Genomic DNA, 20,159 nt, shown 5'->3' on the forward strand with positions numbered 1-20,159 from the left:
GTCCATTCATTCAATTCAATGGCATACTGCCTACACTACAATTTAATGGCAAACGACCATACTACTATTCAATGGCATGAAACACAACTGCTTTACCTAACTAAACCTACTATTGCGGTTTCTTCATCGTTAAGCCTACGCGGCCTTTTTTATGGTCCACGTTGAGTACCCATACTTGGACGATGTCTCCAACGGAAACAACATCCATCGGATGTTTCACGAAGCCGTTCTTAAGCTGGGATATGTGCACCAGCCCATCGTTCTTGATGCCGATATCGACAAAAGCGCCGAAGTCGATAACGTTGCGCACCGTGCCGGTCAATTCCATGCCTGGCACAAGGTCCTCTAGCTGCAGCACGTCCGTGCGGAAGATCGGCGCGGGGACTTCATCCCGCGGATCCCGCCCAGGCCGCTGCAGGCTGTCTAGGATGTCCCGCATCGTCGGGACACCTACGCCAAGCTTAGGAGCCAGTTCCTCTGGCTCCAGCGTCTGCAGCAGCGCTAGCAGCTGCTGTGAGCCCAACTGCGCAAGCTCGATGCGCAGCTCTTTGAACAGCCGATCCACCACGTCGTAAGACTCCGGATGGATCGGGGTGTTGTCGAGCGGGTTCCGGCCGCCCGGAATCCGCATGAACCCGACACACTGCTCGAAGGATTTCGCGCCAAGGCGCGGAACCTTCGACAGCTCCTGTCGGGAGCTGAACTTGCCATTCTCCTCGCGATACTTCACGATGTTTTTCGCCAGTGTCGCATTGACCCCCGACACGTACGAAAGCAAGGACGGGGACGCCGTGTTCAAGTCCACCCCGACATGGTTAACGGCCGATTCTACAACGGCCTTCAAGTTCTCGTCCAGACGTTTCTGCGAAACGTCATGCTGGTACTGCCCGACGCCGATTGCTTTCGGCTCGATCTTCACAAGCTCCGCGAGCGGGTCCTGCAGCCTCCGCGCGATCGAAATCGCGCTCCGCTCCGCCACGTCGAGCTCAGGGAACTCCGTCTGCGCCAGCTTCGACGCCGAGTACACGCTCGCGCCCGCTTCGCTGACGATCAAGTACTTGAGCTTCCGCTCCTTGATCTCACCGATCAGCTCCGCAACAAACTGCTCCGTTTCACGGGAAGCCGTCCCATTCCCGATCACAATCAGCTCCACGCTGTATTGGCTGATCAGCTGCTTGAACTTCGCCTTCGCTTCCGCCACCTTATTATTCGGTGGTGTTGGGTAGGTGACGGCGATTTCAAGCATTTTACCGGTGTCGTCGATGACGGCCAGCTTACAGCCTGTCCGGTACGCTGGATCGACACCCAGCACGACATGGCCCTTGATCGGCGCTTGCAGCAACAGATTCCGCAGATTTTCCGCGAAAATCTTAATCGCCTGCTCCTCGCCCATCTCGGTCATTTCATTGCGCACCTCGCGCTCCACGGATGGTGCAAGCAGCCTTTTATACGCGTCTTCGACAATGTTGCGTAACACATCTCTTACAACCGAATCGCCTCGCACGATTTGGCGCAGCATGTAGTCGTGAATTTTGTCCGGTTGCACATCCAGTCCAACCTTCAAAATCTCTTCCCGCTCCCCGCGATTAATCGCGAGAATACGGTGCGGCGGCAGACGCTTTACGGGCTCTTGATACGCATAGTACATCTCGTACACGGATTCTGCCTTCACATCTTTAGCTTCTGTACGCATAATGCCGTTATCCTGCGTATAGCGACGCACCCAGGCCCGTATTTTCGCATCATCCGCGATATTCTCCGCCAGGATATCCATCGCGCCCTGAATCGCCTCAGCGGCGCTTCCAACCTGTTTGTCCGCGTTCACATAATGCGCTGCTTCTAGCTCCAGCGAGCCTTGACGAGGCTGCTTCCAAATCCACATCGCAAGCGGCTCCAGGCCGCGCTCTTTCGCAACGCTAGCTCTCGTTTTCCGCTTCTGACGGAAAGGTCTGTAGAGATCCTCGATTTCCTGCAGTTTCACCGCGCGTTCAATCGAACTGCGCAGCTCGTCTGTCAACTTGCCTTGCTCATCAATCAACCGAACAACCTCGATCTTCCGATCCTCGAGATTACGCAAATACTGCAAGCGCTCCTCGATATCCCGCAGCTGATTCTCATCGAGCTCGCCGGTCATTTCTTTCCGGTACCGCGCGATAAATGGAATCGTGTTGCCCTCATCTAGCAGTTCCATCGTTGTCTTCACTTTACCGGTAGGCAGCTGCAATTCAGCGGAGATTTGCCTCAGGATCCGCTCCTGAATCTCCGCTTTCTTCTCTGCAGGAATCTGTATCTTCTCCTTCGGCTCCTCAAACTCACTTGCTTTTGGTTTTAGATTTTCCGTCTCTACATTTGCCACAGTCATACCTCACTTCTATTTATCGTATGTATATGTATGTACAAACCAAAAAACGAGGGTACCTATCGCCCTCGTCCGTTCCAGACCATATTCAAAATTCTATCAGTCCCACACTAATTTGCAAAGCGTCGTCAACCTTTCGCATCGTTTCTTCATCCAAATGCGTAATTTTGTCTGTCAGCCTTTGCTTGTCGATTGTTCTGATTTGCTCAAGCAGAATGACCGAATCTCGATCGAAACCGTGCGTTTCCGCATCAATTTCCACGTGCGTGGGAAGCTTCGCCTTTTGGATTTGAGCTGTAATCGCTGCTACAATCACGGTGGGGCTAAAGCGGTTGCCGATATCATTTTGGATCACTAGAACAGGACGGACTCCTCCCTGCTCCGATCCGACGACCGGCGAAAGATCTGCGAAAAATACATCGCCACGTTTCACAATCACGTCTTACACCCCGCTTACTAAGCGATCAAGCGTACCGTCCGCTTCTTCCTCCGCTTGAAAAGCTTCAGATGCCATGCTGAGATTTATTTTCGCCATTTCCATATACCCACGCTGCATGGATTCGCGTAGACTGCGCTTTTTGCGTTCAATTAAATACAGCTTCATTGCCTGGCGAATGAATTCACTCCGATTGGAGTTCTCCTTCTCGACAATCCCGTCCACTTCTTGCAACAGGTTGTCAGGCAAGCTAATCATGATCCTTTTCGTATTATGCGCATTGCTCACACTCTCGCACCCCCAGAAACGATACAAAGACAATATTACCAGTATGTCATTCCAAAAACCAAATTATACAATAGATATATGCCTCCGGTATATCAAATATGTTACACCTTAAGATATAAGATTGTTATTACATAGTATTCTATACCCTATTCTGAAAATCCTCTCCAATACCTGCAAATTTTACATGGTAAATTCAAGAAGTAATTTCCATAGCCTAATAGCGGTGCCGCATGAGCGGATTTAACGCCTCGACTCGTTCTCCATTTCGCACATATACACGCGCAACACGGTGTGAAATCATACAGATGATTTCATAATTGATCGTACCGAGCTGGTCAGCAACATCTTCCGCCGAAATTCGCTCTCCGTCTTGCTCCCCGATGAGGACAACCTCATCTAACGCCTCCACATCCGGCACATCCGACACGTTGATCATACATTGATCCATGCAAATTCTACCGACGATCGGCACTCTTTTGCCGCGAACCAATACCTCTGCTTTACCTGAAAGCATCCGCGAATACCCATCCGCATAGCCGATTGGCAATGTCCCGATTTGCTCATCACCCTTGGTATGATAAATCGTTCCATAGCTTACGCCCGAGCCTGCTGGCAGCGTTTTGAGATGCACAATGCCTGTTTTGAGACTCAGCACCGGCTTCAACTCAATCTTCGTTTGGTCCACATCTGCGGAAGGATACAGCCCATACATCGAGATCCCTAGACGCACCATCGAATAGGTCAAACCAGGTAGATCAATCGCCGCCGCGCTATTGCCCGCATGAATATAAGGAAAGCTCACGCCTTTATCCGTAAAATAGCTCACGATCCGCTCAAACCGGCCGTATTGCTCCAGCGTATAGCTTTTATCCACTTCATCTGCATTGGCATAATGGGTAAAAAGACCCTCCACTTCCACATTGGACAGCGTTAGCGCTTCCTCGATAAAAGGGATCGCATCCGCTTCCGTATGCAGCCCGAGCCTGCCCATACCGGTATCCAGCTTGATATGAATTTTCAGCTTTTTCTGTGCTGCGTTCTCCAGCTTACGTCCTTGCTCACAGAGCGCTTCCAATACATCGCGGCTATAGACGGCAATCGTCACATCCAGCTCTCGCGCACGATTAATCCCTTCTGGCGGCGTGTAGCCGAGAACGAGAATGGGTGCAGTTATCCCTGCATTGCGAAGCTCCAAGGCTTCATCGAAGAAAGCCACGCCCAAATAGTCCACACCCGCGGAGAGCACCTCTTTGGCTACTTCTACAGCCCCGTGTCCGTAAGCATCCGCTTTAACGACTGCCATCTGCTTCATGCCAGCAGGCAGTACCTTCTGAAACTGCTCTATGTTGCTGCGCAGCGCATCTAACGATATTTCCACCCACGTGGGACGATAAAAAGCATCCACAAGCGTTCACCTCTTCTATCTAATTACAAACAGCATTTTTTATATTTCTTGCCACTGCCGCATGGGCACGGCTCATTACGTCCGATTTTAGGCTCGGATACAGCTGGTACAGCCGTCACATTCCCAATTACATACGCCGTCTCGTTCACGAAATAGCGGAAAACGCGATTACCAGACTCTAGTACCGTCATGTTAACCGGCTGTCTTTCAAAAGCATACTTCATTTCAGCATCTGGTAGATACACTGCATGGATTAATCCGAAACGAACCATGACCGTAGCTACGGCGTGTAAAAATACATCATTGCTGGTGTTCAGCAGAATCCCCGAATCTTTATGCGTCTGCCATTCGTGTCTCACATTGTGTTCCTTGCCAACAGGCCAGCTCGCTAGCACACTTGCGGTTGCTCTTCTCCATGCCTGAATATCCTCCGGGCGACCACCTTCGTTAACTTCCTCCAGGATCCCCCAAGCTAACTTGTTCCAAAGTGTATCCAAAAGGAGAACTGCCTGTTCCTGCTCGGATAGCGCCAAATAAGTAGCCAGCCGCTGCTTATTGACCTTAAGCTGTGTACCTTCTTCTGTTATGCCAAGTACTAGCGCAACATAGAAAAAGAATTGATAAACTGGCTCTTGATCTTGATTCAAAGTTGGCTTACGGAAAAGCTGCAAGTTCAGCTGCTCATCAAACGCTTTCCAGAACTTACGAGGCATATGTTTGCGCGCAGCGGATAGTTTGATATCTTTACTATTTTGAACAGCTTCCAAGTAGGCATTAAATTCCGCAACAATCGGTGGAACAGGTGTCCGCCCATCCATCCACAGTTGAAGCAGTTTCGGATCCACCACAAGAGGCTGCAACTTCTGCTTCTTCGAGGATTTCTTTTCGGATGAAAGGAGCTCGCTTATATCATTTGAATTAAACCAACGCTCCAAAGCGTAGTCACTGCTTGCCTTCATATATTGATCAAAGCGCTCTATGAAATACGCTTTATGCTTACATACCTCGTTCAGTTCGGCAAATTGATCCTTCGAAATGCGAGCTGTTTGCAGAAGATATTGCACCCATCTTTTCATTGAAGTCAAATTTGCACTAATATCCGACTCTGTACTATTTAGAATGTGGCTGATCGAGAAACGACCTAAGAAATCAACAAACGTTTCACCTTGCAGATCTTCATAACTAATTTCATAACGAACGAAATACTCCGTTGTTACAAAAGATATGCGATCCACATGCTTTTGAATGGTTTCTGCTTTTAATTTACCTTCCTCCGTCAAATACGCCTGGAAGGCAATCATCTCATTTTCCCAGAACAGCAGCTGCTCTTCCCATGTTAACTTTTCAATTGTTTTCATCTCAAACACTCCAATTATCTATTCGCTCCAAAGTTGCATTATACCAAAAAAACCGCCGTTCGTGGGAGTTGGTTAAATCTTCTTGTCATTTTTTTCTGAAATGAGAGGGATAAAAAGCAAAAAAAGGCACCTGCACCTAAGTGCAGAGCCTCTCTTTACACAGCATATTTGATTATTTACCGGACTGTCCATCCGTTGCCATCGCGACTTGAATCATTTCATTCGTTGGCATATCGCCAGTGAACATACGGAACTCGACGCCATCGTTCGTCCAAGTAAGTGTTCTAGCTCCATCCTTCGATTCATCACCTGTGAGAACCCCAATCGTAAATCCGAGATCTACAATGTCGCCTGGCTGCAGCGCTACGGATTTGGCTTGAGGTCTAACCTCAACCAGATTAAAGCTATATTTCCCTTTGTATCTCAAAAGGACAGCGGCATCCTCGCCGAGCTTCATATCGCTAATATCTTGTTTCACGACATCCTTAGGCAGGTAATACGGTTCAACAATACCAACGCTTTGCGCTTTGGTTGTTGTTGGTGCTGTTTTCGTCGTGTCTGTTTTCGTTGTTCCTGAAGTTGTTCCTGAAGTTGTTCCTGAAGCAGTGGTTCCTGTTGCTGCTGTACCGGTAGTACTTTTAGTCCCTGTGGTGCCTGTAGTGGCTCCAGCAGTAGCTCCCTTAGTGCCAGTGGTTTGGTCGGATTGTCCACCTGTGGCGGACAGATTTTTGTCCGTTACCGTCTTGTCGCCAGTTGCAGCTGGGTGATCCGCATCCGTCACTGCTACATCGGACATCGTAGGCATCGTTTGTGTAGCATTAAAGCTCGTCATGTTACGCTCCATTTGGAAGTAATCCTTATCGAACTTCGCATCGAATTCAAAATGTGTAAAGTTCACCTGCACGAGCACATTCTGATTCGCATCGGATACCTGAACTTGTGTAGGTGCGAGTGATTTCTTATTCAGCCAAATCTTCTGGCGGGACAGCTGTTCATTTTGATAATTCGCAGCCACATCGAACACATAAGCATCCTTGTCCGTCGTGAACTGGCGATCCTTGTCCGCGATAATACTTTTCGCTAAAGATTGGAAGAGATACACTTGACCTTGATTCTCCGGCCAGTCACTTTGGAAACGGAAGCTCTTCTTCAAATGCGGTGTTAACACGAACACGCCTTCTTCATTACGTAAAACAATTTGAGTAACATCCTTCGTTGCATTCGTAAGGGAGATCCGATAGAAATGATCTGGCGAGTACGCCACCTCAACTTGATACTCCTGAGGCTGTTGCCCCGTATTCAGAATCATGCTGCCTGATGCTTGATAGCTGCTCGACTTGCCCATCACATGATCCAAATCCTTTACGATAGATCCTGCATCCTTTTTACCCATCCCGCATCCTGCGAGAACCAATGCTACGCACATTACCACTGCTACCATCCATGTGACCCGGCGCATTCGATCATCCCCTCACTCATGATTAACATCAACATAGTACATGCATATGAGGGGACTTGTTCGATTATGCAGCCAAGCTACCAGCTTGACCGCAAATTTAAAAATTAACCTCTGCATCCTGCAGTAAAGGATGTTTTTCATCTTTCACTGATAAAATAGGACTGCTCGTTGGCCACGTAATGCCGATTGCTGGATCACTCCACAGAATCCCTCGGTCATGCGCAGGGGAATAGTAACTATCCACCTTATATTGTACCTGTGTCCGCGGCTCTAACGTGCAAAAGCCATGGGCAAAGCCCTGCGGAACAAGCAATTGCTGCTTATTTGCGGCGCTAAGCGTAACACCCACCCACTTCCCAAACGTGGGAGAGCTTGGACGAATGTCCACCGCCACATCATAAATCGCTCCTGCTATGACCCTGACAAGTTTCGTTTGTGCATGAGGGTTCAACTGATAATGCAGCCCGCGCAGCACGCCAACCTCTTCGGAGAGCGAATGATTATCCTGTACAAAAGAAATCGATATCCCTAGCGCTGCCAGCTTCGCAGCATGATAACTTTCCATGAAAAAACCCCGATGGTCCGCATGGACATCAGGTTCTATCATAACAAGCCCTTTTAACGCAGTTGTTGTAATCTTCATCCTCCTATCACCTCTAGTGCTAGCGTATGCACGAGGATCATAGATTGCCTTGGCCAATGGCCAGAGGTAGTTGCCCTTCCTTTTTACATTGCGTACACGAATATTGTAAATGGTTGCAACGAGTCCATCGCCAAAAAGGCCGCTACGAGCTTCTCAGCCCTAGCAGCCATCTTTATTAAGATTTCTTTACATGTATCTACCTACTAGCACTTGCCTCAGGTACTACCACATATACACGATACCCGCGATAATGCCCACCCAGATCAGGGAACCGAACAGGACACCGATTATCAAGCCTTTGCCGATCGACAAATGATCATCCTGGTAAGCGTCTTCATGATCGATCATAACCAAAACCTCCCCGCCTACTCAGTATATGCAATAGTATGGGGAAAATGTTGGCGAAACATGCAGGTGATTGTAAAAAAATTTCATGTAAGACATTTCGAAATGCTTTCTCAATAGGCATTCTTGTTTATAAAACCATTCATAACCGTTCTCCAAATGATTTTGATATCAAAAAGAAAAGTCCAATTTTCAATATAGAAAATATCGTGCTTAATCCGTTCCTCGATCGACGTATCGCCACGTAAGCCGTTGCTCTGCGCCCATCCTGTAATTCCAGGCCTAATGTGATGCTTCACCATATATTTCGGCACTTCTTCCTTAAATTGTTCCACGAAAAATGGCCGCTCCGGCCGTGGCCCCACCACACTCATATGCCCGAATAGCACATTGAAGAATTGAGGCAGCTCGTCGAGACTCGTTTTACGCAGGAACGTGCCGACCTTCGTCCGCCGCGGATCATTCTCAATCGTCCACTCCGTGTTAGCGACGGCTTCTCCAAGCACCTTCATGCTACGGAACTTGTACATCATGAAACGTCTGCGGTTCAGCCCCACGCGCTCTTGCTTGAAAATGATGGGACCCTGGGACGTGAATTTGATCGCGATCGCGGCGCCCAGCATGACTGGCATCGTTATTACGATCGCTATCGTGGCAAAAACAATGTCGAAAGCTCGCTTGAACAATCGATTCCTAAACTCATCTAATGGAATATCACGAACGTTAATCAGCGGCATATCCGCAAAATTATCAAAATAAGGCCTGGAAGGGAGGAAATCGTAAAAGTCTGGAATGATAAGTGTTTTAACTCCTATTTTTTCACAAACATTAATGATACTGCCGAATTTTTGATGGGCATCCAGAGGAAGCGCGATAATAACCTCATCCACGATGCGATCATTCAAAATCGTCTCAAGCTCGTCTATTTTTCCAATAATCGGTTTGTAATTCTGATACGGCAATTCATGCTTCTCCTGATAATCATCCAGGAATCCAACCACTTCATAGCCCAGTTCTGGATGCTGTTTAAGCTTCGTATAAAACTTGCGTCCCAGTGAACCGGCTCCAAGAATGAGGATGAACTGCTTATTGTAGCCCTTTTGGCGGGCACGTTTAAGTGAAATCTTGATCATATAGCGATAAAAGCTGATAAGCAGGATGTTATTGACTAAGAATAGTAACAGATAAGACCGTGAAACATCGACTTCTTTTAAAATAAAAAGAACACTGAGCAGCATCAACAGGCTGAACGTATGGACTTGAATGATTTTCAAAACCTCGAACGAGAACTGCTTTCTACGCTTAGGTGTATAGAAATTCACTAAATAGCTGATAAAAATCGCAATAATCGCATAAGCTACGCTCCACATCACGTAGTGTTTAAATGGCAGCGGGGGGCCGTATGGAATCCATCCGCTTTTGAATTTCAACCACCACGACAATAGAAATACGATTTGGATGCATATAAAATCAGCTAATGCGTATAGTTGGGTCAAGAATCCTTGACTCTGACGGATCAAACGGGATCACCTCGCTGGACGTAATTTATTTCTAGCTAGTGACAGTGCGAATTTCACTCATTTACTTAAGTACACTTTGTTGAATCAAGTACGCAATAATGGACTCAGCTGTTTCTTTTAACGTGTACTTTTCAGTATCAATACTAAGTTCTGGCGAGCTTGGTGTCTCATAAGGAGCAGAAATGCCTGTAAAATCTTTGATTTCTCCATTTCGAGCTTTTTTGTAAAGACCTTTCGGATCGCGTTTTTCGCAAACCTCTAATGAGCAGTTCACGTAAATTTCGATAAATTCACCTACTGAAAACAAGTTTCTTGCCATCTGGCGATCTGATTCATAGGGCGAGATGAATGCAGTTAATACAAGGATTCCCGCATCAACGAATAGTTTGGAAACTTCTCCGATCCTGCGAATATTCTCTTTTCGATCTTCAGCACTAAAGCTTAAATTCTTATTAAGACCTAATCGAATATTATCACCGTCTAAAATATAAGTCCGTATGCCTTTTGTATAGAGCAGCTTTTCTACTTCATTAGCCAAAGCGGACTTTCCAGAACCAGATAAACCTGTGAACCACAATACACAACTTTTGTGTTGATTAAGTTCGCGACGATCTTGTTTATTAATCGTTGAGCTTTGGAGAGTTAAGTTGTTGTGCAAAAGCTCTATGGTACTTTCCCCCCAACATTTGTATTGCCTATAGAATATCATTTTTCCATTATTACTTGAAAAAAAGTTTCTTAATTGGTAGTAATATTTTTTTTATTTTTAACGAAATAGATATTCTTCTAAGTTCATTAAGTTGATACTTTGTTTCATTCAACTCATTTATCACACTATTCAAATAACCAGTATTTTGGTTGTTATTTTGTATAACATTGCTTTGTGTTAAGCTCAACTGATTGGTAAGATCATCTAATTGAGCTTGAGTCTTATTTATTTCATTTGTCGCTTCATTAAGTTGAACTTGACTACTATGAAATTGTTCCTGTAAATTCTTAATTTCATTTCTTTGTTTTAAGAACTTATCATTTTGATAGGTCAATATAGTTATTAATAAGCCGTCAATAACTTCATTGATATCTTGCTTTTTTCGTTCAAATTCTTCGTTTAAACTTTCTAACCATTCAAATCCATCCTGATTTTTTATAAATATTTCAACAAATTTTTGGTTGGACTCTGAGTAAAGATTGCGGATATGCTGTTTTGTTTTAAATTCTATTGAGTCTATAAATGATATTTCATTAGGAAATCCTTTGAAAAATTCTCCAGAATATCCATCCATCATAAGTTCTGAAATTTGCTCTTCAGACCAGTTTGGAATTCGGTTTAAAATTCTCTTTGCTCTATGATTTATAGCGCCTAAACCCTCATTGCTCGTTAAGCTATTATTTGCTTGCAATTCAAAATCAGAGAAATCTAAACAAAGAACATCTCTTAGAAAATCTTCTCTTATATCCCAGCCTTTTTTATATCCTTTATAAATTCGTGGATAGAAATTTTCCAGTCCAAAAATGTCAGTGTACATTCTTGAAATCCTAAAATAATCAAACCATGGCTCCCATTTTTCAACATATTCATTAAGCTCGAAATTGTAAGAAGAGTTAATTTCAAGTGGGCCTCTAATTGCTTGATTATAGTAAGATAAAACTGCTTCATCTTGCCCTCTAAAATATGCAATAACCTTTATTTTCACTTGTAGGTCATCACATATTTGTTTTAATTTTATTAAACTTTCAGTCTCTATTTCTATTAGAAAATTATTTTCAAGATATTCGTGTTTTTTTTGCACAACAGCAATGCAGTATCCAAGAATTGACATATCCTCAACAGATACTATAATTCTTTCTAGATTTAACTCATTTGATTTATTAATTAGATCTTCAATGACTTTTTTAGTGTTTGAAAAACCATCACTTTTTCTAGAGTTAGCAAAATTGTTCTCTAAATAATCATTATTTAACGCAGTCACAAGCTGATAGTGAACACATAAAGGCTCTATATAATTCTCATACATGTAGCCATTTTCAATCAATAGCTTCTTATTATGCGCTAAAAAAAACTGCAAAGATGTTGTTCCAGTTTTAGGAAGTCCAATGTGTAGAAAGATCTCTTTCATATATTCACCTCTTGTTGTTATACTTATCTCGCTAGCACGGACTCATATACGGAAAGCATGGAAATTATTTTGCAGAAATATTCTATGACTCTATATCTCTTTTTGAAAATATTGTTTTCTTCTAATCTCTACATGCAACAACTTCCCAACTATAATCAAAATCTTCGGGAAGTCAACTGGATCTATGTGCTTGCTACTCAGCCCTATTCAATCCCCAAGCATCACGACCATCTTCCAATGTGTGATTCTTGAAAAATTCCAATGGAGTGAAAATCACAATTTGTTTTCTTGCAATTTTTTAGGTTACTTTCAGAAGTTTTCACCTGTTTTTTTATATAGATGCTCAATAACATCAAGCAAAAAATATAATCAACCGATTTTTGTTTAAAGTTAAGAAAAACTTGCTCCCAATCATAGTTTAAAATAACAAACACCGAATTTGTGTTATCTTTATCTTTAGTCTGTTAGCTCTTCTACATAACCATTGTAGGGTTCAGCAGATATAAATTGAAGGAGAAAAATAATCGTGAGCTACAATTCCAAACCCCATTACTAAAAGCCCATCTCCATTTCATAAATTAAAATTTAAATCTTTTCAAAAAGTTATAATATTTTTTCGCAGCATTATAAAGTCTTGGTTTATTTGTTAATCTTCTTTTAACGGCTTCTTTTAAACTATATCTATCATACCTAGCATAAAAATAGGCTTTATAAACCTTACTTCTTTTGGCAACTGGATCATTTACTACAGCATCTACATAGTTGCTAATTCCGCTAACATCACTGATACTATTATCACTACTAATTAGTTTATTAGACGAATTATAAGTGAAAAAAGCCTCTTCTTTATACAATTTATAAACTTGATGGTTGAAGTAATTAATAAATTTCATCACTTCGTTATCGGAGTAGTCTATATCTTTGATTAAACTTTTACTATTCGTTGTACCTTCCAAATCCAGATTGAATTTCAGAATATCTAACTCAAACTTCAAAGGAATTTTATTTTTACCAAATAAGGATTTATAATTCTGCTTAATTGTATAAATTAATTTTTGTACATTTACATTACTAATATCAAAATTAAAATCAATATCGGTATTTTTGTCTTCTAATTTATATTTTTGCCTTTCATAAGCCTTCTCATAAATTTCCAAGATTTTTTTATTATATTGATTCATATCATAATGTTCTTCTGCAAGCTTTCTGCCAAGTTCCCCGCGCCTAGTTCTTTCATTTGGATCATCTATTAAGAACTTAATAGCTTCCATTAGTTTTTTTGAATTTTTATTTTCTACTAATACTCCGCAATCTGGTGTAAATGTAATAAAAGGCAGTGTCATGTTATCAAAAACAATAATCGGCCTAGAGCAAGCCATAGCTTCAATAGCCATAACACCAAATGTTTCAGCTTTTGTAGGCATTAAAAATATATCACAAATATTAAAGGCCATTATTATTTGCTCATCAACGATATTACCGAGTTCAATTATGTTATATTTTTTACTAATTGAAGATAAATTTCCAATTTCACTACATGTTACTAAAGTAATATTTTTATTCGGGTTTTCTAACAGTTCTAGAGCCTCTACAATAAACTCAATACCTTTAAAATGAACTTGCGAACGGAAGAATATTACAATATCATCTTCGGGTATTCCTAATTCCTTTCTTGCCGATATTTTTGTTCCGTTATCTTTGAATTTATTTAAGTCTAGCCCAAATGGCAATATATGAACATTTTTAAAATGCTTAGTTATTGGGCTTTGTTTAATAAACTCTTCATTTAAATAACTTGTTGAAACAATTATATCAATATCCCATTCTTTATTAATTTTTTCTTTTTGCTTCCATAAATACCTACAGTTATCTTCCTTAAATGGAAATAAAGTATCCAAATATTCACAACTTTCGCAGCCAGTTTGCCACTTTTTGCATTCATAGGGATGCACACATCTACCAGTGAAATTCCATGGATCGTGAATTGTGATCACCGTTGGTTTTTGGGCAAATAAGTGAGTTAAAAAGGGTAACGGAAGCTTAGTATTATGAATCATATGATAATGAATAAAGTTTGATTGATTAAATACACTGCTGTTTAAAAGAAGCTCACCAATAATAGAAAACTGCGAATGTACAGACAAAACATTATCTTCGAAATTCCTGAAATTAATCTCAAGTTGCTCTATCTTACTGTTTTCATAGAATTTATAAACTTTTTTATTATCAGAGTATTTATAAGTTACGATTTGGTTAATTATATGGTCCGTGTTGTTATTGATCGGTTCTATCATATCAAAACCGTTAAATCTTGCACCGTAGACATCCATATTATTGACTTCCAATATTTTCAATCTGAACTCATTAGGCGTCAAATTAAATGCCTTTAAAAACTTAGAACTAATGATGTCTTTAGTGAAATTCGCTTTAAATGTTTTCTTTGCATTCTCCAAAATTTGAGACGATGGGATGTCGGCTAATATTAGTTCCAATTGAGATTGAATTTCATTGACATTCAAACTATTAATTACATAGCCGCAATTATTATTTTCCAGAAAACTAGCAGGTGAACAATGGTCTGGCCCATGGACAACAGTGTGTATACCCGTATTAAGATAAGTTATTAGTTTACTTGGGAAGGATTCAATAGATATTTTTTTGAAAACTTCATCATTAGAAAAGAAGTACGGACAGTACAATAAATCACATTTAATTAATTCGATATCCAATTCACTTTGAGGTAGATAATTCATAAAAATAATATTTTCAGATGAGTAATTACCAAAAATATTACCATGAATTTCTGAAACAAATTTGCCAAAGTATTTAAAAATAATATTTTTATTTCTAAATTTCCAATTCATATTCTCTAATGCTTGAAGAAAACTTATAATTTCATCAGTACAATATATTTGTCCAGCCATTGCTATAATAATTTGATTCTGATCTCTTAATTTATTATCATAAAGAAAATTATTTTCTTCATTAGAGACAGTTATATAATCACAATTCACTTGATATTTTGCTTTATAAATTTGGTTCATATTCTGAGATGCAGTAAAACAAAAATAAGCATTATTAATAACAGTATCAAATAATTTTAATAAATCTTGTTTTTTTTCATCATTGAAATTTCTTTCTTTCATATACCATTCTATTGGATCCATTATCTGCACGGTATAAGGTATTTTTGTTTTTTTGTAAACCTCGTCTAGTATTCTCAATATATTCTCACATTGAATATAGCACCATATCATCTTAATATCGTTATTTAATATAAATTCCACTGTATTATTTACGATAATTTCTATATTATTTAAATAATATTCCTTCTCGGTCTCATTAATATAATCATCATGTAAATGATTAAGTATCCTATAATTCATTTGATTTATTACATATTGATCAAACTTTATATTAAGTCCTGGTGGGGGCATAAATACGCCATATAAATTTACTTTTTCATTAATTAATATTTCTGAAAGTTGATTTAAAAAAATGCCCCCTGAATAGTTAGTGCATGGTGGCACGTCTGTCAACAACAAAACGTCTTGTGAAAAATTAGTCACTGCATCCATTAGACAAGAGTGAGCATAAGCTGTAGCTTTATCATCAATAGATACCATTGGTTCAAATTGGTTTGTCATTGTTTTTCATTCCGTTTCTATACTTGATATGAGTATTTAATTGCAAATAAAACCTAATAAAAAATTTCCCCAAATGATATCTAACTGACTCTGTAAAGATTGAAAACACAAAAACCATTAATATATACGATATATCATATAAAAAATAGTTCGGTTTTTTTAACATTGCAACAAAAGGTAAATTTTTTTGTAAAACTGTAATATAGTAAACATGAATTATATAAGCGCCAAATGTTAGTTTTCCTATATAATTGATTATCTTATTTTCAATATTTATTTGTATAAAAAATATAAATAACAGTATGCTTAGCAAAATGAAAACAATATTGGAGTAATCCATAATTCTCAAATCGCTTAATTTAAGTTGATTCAGGTATGCAATAAAGGTTATACAAGCAACTATTAAGATATAGAGAGTTACTGCATAATATTTATTAAATTTGAAGCCATACTTATTTAAGTATGCACCGATCATGTATAGACAAGTAAACAAAATTATTCTATTACCTGATAAAATTTGAAATAAACCTAACCCTGTAATACTAATAAAAGATGCTGCAAAAGATGCGTATCCTATCAATATTAATGTTAATATAAGATGCTGTTTTCTATTAATTACATTGATTAGTTTGTTTAAATATGGTACAAGAAATGAAAAAAAACACAACACAATAATATACCATAAATGATAAAAATGTCCTACCCCACTACAAAAATCTTTAATCATAACTATAGGATTATGTTGACCTTGTGACCAGTATAATTGACCATACATCGGAATGTATAAAATGAACGGGGCAAAGATATTAGTTAAATATTTCTTTACACTAACATTTTTCTGTGCAAGTAAATAACCCGTTATCAGCACAAAACAATTAACCGCAATATTACTAAAAATACGCATAAACATTGCATAACTATAGTTAAATCCCCAAAAAGTATAAGTATCTTGTATTGAAAGTCCCACAGATGTAACATGTATACAAATTACCAAATAAAATAATACTATTCTCAACAACTCTATGTTAGATTTTCTGGATTTAGTGGTAAAATTCATGTAACAGTCTCCTAAAAAACGTCATTCTCCTCTATAAATAGAATACAGAGTACTGGAAAATGTAGAGTGAGCTTCCTCTAACTTGTTTCTATTTTCATCCGATATAGTACGGCACAACTCTTCGTCGTTCAACAGCATAAATATATATTCAGTATATTGAACTTTATTCGCTGCCACAAACCCCAAATAATTGCCTTCTATTAAATCACGATGACTTTCAATATCACTAGCCACTACAGGTAGCCCCACCGCAAATGCCTCTAATACTGAATATGGTAGCCCTTCCCACTTTGATGTCTGAAGAAAGACTTTTGATTCTTGTAGACATTCAATTGTCCTAGCATTTGAAAGCCACCCTGTAAAATTTATATTCGTATTTAATGCGCGATTTAGCTCCTCACACTCTTCTCTTAGAGAACCATCGCCAATCCAAACCGCTTTTATTGTTGGATCAATTTGCTTAAGTTGTGTAACAATTTCAATAAATAATTTAGGGTCTTTTTGGTGTTCCAATCGACCGACACCAATGATTTGCTTATTTCGAAAATAACTTTCTTTCTTATTTTGTAATTGAATTACTTTCATACAATTCTCTACTAGAAACAATTTTCGAAAAGGACTTAATTTTTGAGCATACCTATATTCACTTTTAGAACATGCAATAATTTGGCCATTTATTTGAGATAGTATAAATTCCGCTAGCCAATATATAGCTCTTACCATCTTTACCTTGTTAGTCATTAAAAAACTATATCCATGTGGGGTGTAATATACTCTTACTTTCGGGAAAAATAACGTAACTGTTCTCCCAATAAATCCTGCTATTGAAGAATGTAGATGTATTGTATCAGGTTTAATATCACTAATTTTTACATACAAAGATTTGATACTTTGAACAAATTCATGCCTAAAGCTGATATTCACCTCAATTAACGTGACTGATGATGGAAATTGTTTATCCAAATCTATTGGCGTTCCCTCTCTATTTGGAGAATAGATAATATAATGTTCTATACCACCCCAACTGTTGGCACAAACCACTTCTTGAAGATACTTCAAAACTCCAGAAGCCATTGTTTCTGTAATATGCAATACTCTCTTCTTATCACTTCTCATTTTCATTCCACACTAGTCATATACTCATTACAAACTGCTTCAGCTGGACCAACATTAATTAATTGCCCTTTTCTCAACCATGCAGCCTGAGTACAAATCGCTTTCACAGAGTTAATTGAATGCGAGACAAGTATAACAGTTGCACCATTACTCATTATTTCTTCCATTCTTTTCTCACACTTTGCTTGAAACTTATGATCACCAACACCTAGTATTTCATCCGCAATTAAAATATCCGGTTTACTTATAGTAGCAATTGAAAAACCCAATCTAGCTATCATACCTGAGGAAAAATTTTTGATAGGGACATCAATAAAATCCCACAACTCAGCAAAATCCATAATTTCATCAAACTTTTCTTTCATCTCAGCCCTGCTGTAGCCAAGAATAGCACCGTTCAAGAAAATGTTTTCCTTAGCTGTCAATTCGAAATCAAAACCAGCTCCAAGCTCGATCAGTGGAGCCACTGAACCATAAACAGATAGATTCCCTGTAGTCGGCTTTAAAACTCCAGCAATAATTTTAAGAAGAGTGCTTTTGCCACTGCCATTTAAGCCAACAATACCCATTGACTCTCCTCTTTTTATATTAAATGAAATATTTCTCAATGCCCAAAATTCCTCAAAAGTCAACTTTCCTTTTACAAAGCGAACAAAATACTCCTTAATGTTATCTACTTTTTCACGGCTTAAATTAAATAACATGGAGACATCATTGATTTCAACTATATTATCTGACAAAATAATTCCTCCAAAAAACTCAATATTTAAACATGTAATATGAATTTATTCTGACATTTATAAAAAGTAAACAAACCAACAATCATAGATAAAATTCCTATTGAGAAGCATAACAAATTGTCAACAAACCCCGGAAAATTACCATTAATCATGATCTCACGAAAAAAATTAATAAAATAATACATTGGGTTATATTTAAATATCCATTTGTAGTGATCAGAAATAATAGATGCTGGATAGAAGATTGGTGTCATGTATGTCCATAGCAGAGTTAACACGCCATATAAATGGCTTATATCTCTAAAAAAAACTGTTACTGCAGATAAAATTAGACCTAAGCCAGTGGTAAATAAGATCAAGTAAACAATAGGAATAAAGAATAATAAAACAGTAGCATTAATTGGAGCACCATCAAAAACCATTACTAATAATAATGCAACAAATGCAAATCCTAAATTCACTAAACTCGACAGCACTCTAGACAAAGGGAACAAATATTTAGGAATATACACCTTTTTAATTAGGCTAGCATTTGAAATTATTGACATAAGCGCTTGTGATGTAGACTCAGAATGGAAATTAAATAAGATGCTTCCCGTTAGAAAATATACTGGAAAATGTGGAATATTAGATTTGAAAAGTGATGAAAAGACTATTGTCATTACTGTCATCATCATTAATGGATTTAATAATGTCCATAGTAAACCTAATACAGATTTTCTATAGCGAACCTTTATATCTCTAACTACTAGTTCAAACAATAAGTTTTTGTACTTAACAAAACCAATAAACATTACAAATAATTTATTCATAATCATACAACCCCTTATGCTCATTTACCCATAAAGCCATTTCTTTGATCATTTCGGGGTAAGTTGGAATAACATATTTAAAATCTGTACGTGTGTTAATTAGCGTTTTATCAACTACATAACTATCGTAAGGCATGATTCCTACATTATGCTTATTGAATTCCTTTTGAAACAAGCATAATAAATCGAATTTGTTAATCTTACCGTTTGTTGTGAAGTGATAAAGCCCGGACAAGTCCTGCTGAATTGCCGCGTCTATCGCTTTGGAAAGTTCAATTGTCGTAACCCCATTCCAGAGGGCTTTAGTATACCCATTCGTTGCCCCTTGTTGCTTCATAAACCAGTTAAACAAGCCAGTACCATTCAAATCGGTGTCTGGTCCGATGATGGACATACGGAATGTGAGATCTTTTTCATTAACAACTTCACCTAATGCTTTAGAACGGTCATACATGGTCATTCCATCGGGCAATGAATCTTCTTCATAGCCTCCCTTTGTTCCAGAGAAAACACAATCTGTGCTCAAATGTATGACCTTGATTTGGCTATCCTTAAATTGCTGTTCTAATTTGCGAGGAAGATATGCATTTAATTGAATGGCTATATCCGGGCGAGCATCCGCTTCTCTTTGCAAAATACCAATCGAATTTATAACTACATCAGGTTTAATTTCTTCAAGCCAATTAATTAAACTTACGAAATCATTCGCATCAATTCGGGCATTCTTCTCAGAAATAGCAATGCTTCTGGACATTCGATAAACATCATATCCTTGTTCTTCAAGAAATAAAGCAATAACATGTCCGGCCATGCCTGTAGCACCGAGTACAGCAATCTTTTTCATCATAATCTTCCTT

Annotated in this window: 17 protein-coding genes; all 17 read right to left on the reverse strand. The window is 39.1% G+C overall.

What is annotated here, in order from left to right:
• Positions 1 to 109: 109 nt before the first annotated feature.
• Entirely contained in the window at positions 110 to 2,362 is a 2,253-nt protein-coding gene (locus A8709_RS29070) for a Tex family protein (RefSeq protein WP_084225590.1), read from the reverse strand.
• Positions 2,363 to 2,447: 85 nt separating this feature from the next.
• Positions 2,448 to 2,798 carry a type II toxin-antitoxin system PemK/MazF family toxin gene (locus A8709_RS29075; protein WP_028553893.1) on the reverse strand — a complete coding sequence of 117 codons (351 nt, stop codon included), beginning with the start codon at positions 2,796 to 2,798 and terminating at the stop codon, positions 2,448 to 2,450.
• Between the two features lie 3 nt (positions 2,799 to 2,801).
• A complete protein-coding gene (locus A8709_RS29080) occupies positions 2,802 to 3,083 on the reverse strand; it encodes a CopG family ribbon-helix-helix protein (RefSeq protein WP_028553892.1) in 282 nt (93 codons plus the stop codon).
• Between the two features lie 214 nt (positions 3,084 to 3,297).
• A complete protein-coding gene (gene alr / locus A8709_RS29085) occupies positions 3,298 to 4,488 on the reverse strand; it encodes an alanine racemase (RefSeq protein ID WP_065857853.1) in 1,191 nt (396 codons plus the stop codon).
• A gap of 23 nt (positions 4,489 to 4,511) precedes the next feature.
• Entirely contained in the window at positions 4,512 to 5,846 is a 1,335-nt protein-coding gene (locus A8709_RS35315) for a YecA family protein (protein WP_065857855.1), read from the reverse strand.
• 172 nt (positions 5,847 to 6,018) lie between these two features.
• Positions 6,019 to 7,305 (reverse strand): LolA family protein, encoded by a 1,287-nt coding sequence (locus A8709_RS29095; protein ID WP_065857858.1) that lies wholly within the window; start codon positions 7,303 to 7,305, stop codon positions 6,019 to 6,021.
• 97 nt (positions 7,306 to 7,402) lie between these two features.
• The gene (gene rfbC, locus A8709_RS29100; protein ID WP_065857860.1) at positions 7,403 to 7,948 is read right to left on the reverse strand and encodes a dTDP-4-dehydrorhamnose 3,5-epimerase; all 546 of its coding nucleotides are present in this window, start codon (positions 7,946 to 7,948) and stop codon (positions 7,403 to 7,405) included.
• Between the two features lie 222 nt (positions 7,949 to 8,170).
• Positions 8,171 to 8,296, reverse strand: coding sequence for a hypothetical protein (locus A8709_RS35535; RefSeq protein ID WP_279615903.1), 126 nt, complete (start codon positions 8,294 to 8,296; stop codon positions 8,171 to 8,173).
• A 110-nt stretch (positions 8,297 to 8,406) separates the two neighbouring features.
• Entirely contained in the window at positions 8,407 to 9,813 is a 1,407-nt protein-coding gene (locus tag A8709_RS29105) for an undecaprenyl-phosphate glucose phosphotransferase (RefSeq protein ID WP_065857862.1), read from the reverse strand.
• Positions 9,814 to 9,874: 61 nt separating this feature from the next.
• Positions 9,875 to 10,471: an adenylyl-sulfate kinase gene (gene cysC / locus A8709_RS29110; protein WP_065857864.1), complete on the reverse strand. Its 597-nt coding sequence runs from the start codon at positions 10,469 to 10,471 to the stop codon at positions 9,875 to 9,877.
• Between the two features lie 61 nt (positions 10,472 to 10,532).
• Positions 10,533 to 11,930, reverse strand: a complete 1,398-nt coding sequence (locus A8709_RS29115) for a hypothetical protein (RefSeq protein ID WP_065857866.1) — start codon at positions 11,928 to 11,930, stop codon at positions 10,533 to 10,535.
• Between the two features lie 578 nt (positions 11,931 to 12,508).
• On the reverse strand, positions 12,509 to 15,577 hold the full coding sequence (locus A8709_RS29120) for a glycosyltransferase (protein WP_065857867.1): 3,069 nt from the start codon (positions 15,575 to 15,577) through the stop codon (positions 12,509 to 12,511).
• Positions 15,561 to 16,634, reverse strand: coding sequence for an acyltransferase (locus tag A8709_RS29125; RefSeq protein WP_065857869.1), 1,074 nt, complete (start codon positions 16,632 to 16,634; stop codon positions 15,561 to 15,563). The genes A8709_RS29120 and A8709_RS29125 overlap by 17 nt, the downstream gene beginning before the upstream one ends.
• Positions 16,635 to 16,655: 21 nt before the next feature.
• On the reverse strand, positions 16,656 to 17,756 hold the full coding sequence (locus A8709_RS29130; protein WP_084225594.1) for a glycosyltransferase: 1,101 nt from the start codon (positions 17,754 to 17,756) through the stop codon (positions 16,656 to 16,658).
• On the reverse strand, positions 17,753 to 18,490 hold the full coding sequence (locus tag A8709_RS29135; protein ID WP_065857873.1) for an ABC transporter ATP-binding protein: 738 nt from the start codon (positions 18,488 to 18,490) through the stop codon (positions 17,753 to 17,755). The genes A8709_RS29130 and A8709_RS29135 overlap by 4 nt, the downstream gene beginning before the upstream one ends.
• Before the next feature lie 26 nt (positions 18,491 to 18,516).
• Entirely contained in the window at positions 18,517 to 19,302 is a 786-nt protein-coding gene (locus tag A8709_RS29140; protein WP_065857875.1) for an ABC transporter permease, read from the reverse strand.
• A complete protein-coding gene (locus A8709_RS29145; protein ID WP_065857877.1) occupies positions 19,295 to 20,146 on the reverse strand; it encodes a dTDP-4-dehydrorhamnose reductase family protein in 852 nt (283 codons plus the stop codon). The genes A8709_RS29140 and A8709_RS29145 overlap by 8 nt, the downstream gene beginning before the upstream one ends.
• Between the last annotated feature and the right edge of the window lie 13 nt (positions 20,147 to 20,159).

The sequence above is a fragment of the Paenibacillus pectinilyticus genome, assembly GCF_001700435.1.
In the GTDB taxonomy this organism is placed as follows: Bacteria; Bacillota; Bacilli; order Paenibacillales; family NBRC-103111; genus Paenibacillus_E; species Paenibacillus_E pectinilyticus.

Excerpts from the sequence above, each read along its gene's own strand:
- A8709_RS35535 (WP_279615903.1), bottom strand. The coding sequence starts at position 8,296 with ATGATCGATCATGAAGACGCTTACCAGGATGATCATTTGTCGATCGGC.
- A8709_RS29130 (WP_084225594.1), bottom strand. The coding sequence starts at position 17,756 with ATGAAAATGAGAAGTGATAAGAAGAGAGTATTGCATATTACAGAAACA.
- A8709_RS35315 (WP_065857855.1), bottom strand. The coding sequence starts at position 5,846 with ATGAAAACAATTGAAAAGTTAACATGGGAAGAGCAGCTGCTGTTCTGG.
- A8709_RS29095 (WP_065857858.1), bottom strand. The coding sequence starts at position 7,305 with ATGCGCCGGGTCACATGGATGGTAGCAGTGGTAATGTGCGTAGCATTG.
- A8709_RS29125 (WP_065857869.1), bottom strand. The coding sequence starts at position 16,634 with ATGAATTTTACCACTAAATCCAGAAAATCTAACATAGAGTTGTTGAGA.
- rfbC (WP_065857860.1), bottom strand. The coding sequence starts at position 7,948 with ATGAAGATTACAACAACTGCGTTAAAAGGGCTTGTTATGATAGAACCT.
- A8709_RS29120 (WP_065857867.1), bottom strand. The coding sequence starts at position 15,577 with ATGACAAACCAATTTGAACCAATGGTATCTATTGATGATAAAGCTACA.
- A8709_RS29145 (WP_065857877.1), bottom strand. The coding sequence starts at position 20,146 with ATGAAAAAGATTGCTGTACTCGGTGCTACAGGCATGGCCGGACATGTT.
- A8709_RS29140 (WP_065857875.1), bottom strand. The coding sequence starts at position 19,302 with ATGAATAAATTATTTGTAATGTTTATTGGTTTTGTTAAGTACAAAAAC.
- A8709_RS29115 (WP_065857866.1), bottom strand. The coding sequence starts at position 11,930 with ATGAAAGAGATCTTTCTACACATTGGACTTCCTAAAACTGGAACAACA.
- A8709_RS29070 (WP_084225590.1), bottom strand. The coding sequence starts at position 2,362 with ATGACTGTGGCAAATGTAGAGACGGAAAATCTAAAACCAAAAGCAAGT.